Annotated in this window: 1 protein-coding gene; it reads left to right on the forward strand. The window is 42.0% G+C overall.

What is annotated here, in order from left to right:
* Nucleotides 1–1484, forward strand: a 1484-nt coding sequence (gene ilvC / locus ABZB17_RS22380; RefSeq protein WP_372653878.1) for a ketol-acid reductoisomerase, incomplete at its 5' end; no start/stop codon positions are given.
* Between the last annotated feature and the right edge of the window lie 234 nt (nucleotides 1485–1718).

The raw sequence follows: 1718 nt of genomic DNA on the forward strand, positions 1-1718 counted from the left end.
AAAAGATCATGGAAAATTATTTCAATACATTGCCGCTTCGTCTTCAGTTAGACCAGTTGGGAAAATGCGACTTTATGGATGAGTCGGAATTTGCAGACGGAGTTGAAAAACTGAAAGGAAAACAAATTGTAGTACTGGGCTGTGGGGCACAGGGATTGCACCAGGGACTTAACCTTCGCGATAGCGGATTGAACGTGGCTTACGCGCTGCGTCAGACTGCCATCGACGAAAAACGTGCATCATATGTAAATGCTACAGAGAACGGTTTTGAAGTAGGTACTTTCGAAGAATTGGTGCCTAAGGCTGATTTGGTATTGAATCTTACACCAGATAAACAGCACACTCCGGTAGTAAACAAAGTGGTTCCTTTAATGAAAAAAGGTGCATGCCTGGCTTACTCACACGGTTTTAACATTGTTGAAGAAGGAATGCAGATTCGCGACGATATTACCGTAATTATGGTGGCTCCAAAATCTCCGGGTTCAGAAGTACGTGCTGAGTACCTGCGCGGATTTGGTGTACCTACACTGATTGCAGTTCACCGCGAAAACGATCCGAATGGCGACGGTTTGGAAATTGCCAAAGCTTATGCAGTTGGTACAGGCGGACATAAAGCAGGGGTATTGCTTTCGTCGTTTGTTGCCGAGGTAAAATCAGACCTGATGGGCGAGCAAACCATTCTTTGTGGTTTATTGCAAACTGGTTCTATTTTGTGTTTCGATAAAATGATTGAAAAAGGAATTGATGCCGGTTATGCATCAAAACTGATTCAGTACGGATGGGAAACAATTACCGAAGCCTTGAAGCTTGGTGGTATTACCAATATGATGGATCGTTTGTCGAATCCGGCAAAAATTGAGGCTTACAAACTTTCTGAGGAATTGAAAGAAATTATGCGTCCGTTGTTTGAAAAACACATGGATGATATTATGTCGGGAGAGTTTTCATCAACGATGATGGAAGACTGGGCAAACGACGATAAAAACCTGTTGGGATGGCGCGCTGCTACCGGCGAAACGGCTTTTGAGAAAACTCCGGCAGGCGACGTTGAAATTAGCGAGCAAGAGTATTTCGACAACGGAACGTTGATGGTTGCCCTTGTAAAATCGGGAGTTGAGCTGGCTTTCGAAGTGATGACAGAATCAGGCATTAAAGAGGAATCGGCTTACTACGAGTCGTTACACGAAACTCCGCTGATTGCCAACACTATTGCACGTAAAAAACTGTTCGAAATGAACCGTACGATTTCAGATACTGCTGAATATGGTTGTTACCTCTTCGATCACGCTTGTAAGCCTTTACTGGCCGACTTCATGAAAAAAATTGATACCGATGTTATTGGTAAAAATTTCAACGAAGGAAAAAGCGCTCATGTTGACAACAAAGAGTTAATCGAAATTAACGACGAAATTCGTTACCACGATGTGGAAATTATTGGTGCCGAATTGCGCGAAGCCATGGAATCAATGAAATCGATTATTTAAGAAGATATTCTTATTGAAAGATTAAAAACAGACGATCATATAAATTCAAAGCTGGCTCTGCCTTTTAGGTGGGGCCAGTTTTTTTTGTCCGAGTTGAAAAGGTCATTGCTTTAATCGGGTCACATTGAAAATCCGGTGGAGAAGTAAAAAGTATCTCACTTAGAAGTTTCAATATTGAATAAAAGCGACCAAGTATAAGCAACATTCTTTTGGCTTATCAGCCGGATTCTACTC

It is taken from the genome of Draconibacterium sp., from assembly GCF_041583095.1.
In the GTDB taxonomy this organism is placed as follows: Bacteria; Bacteroidota; Bacteroidia; order Bacteroidales; family Prolixibacteraceae; genus Draconibacterium.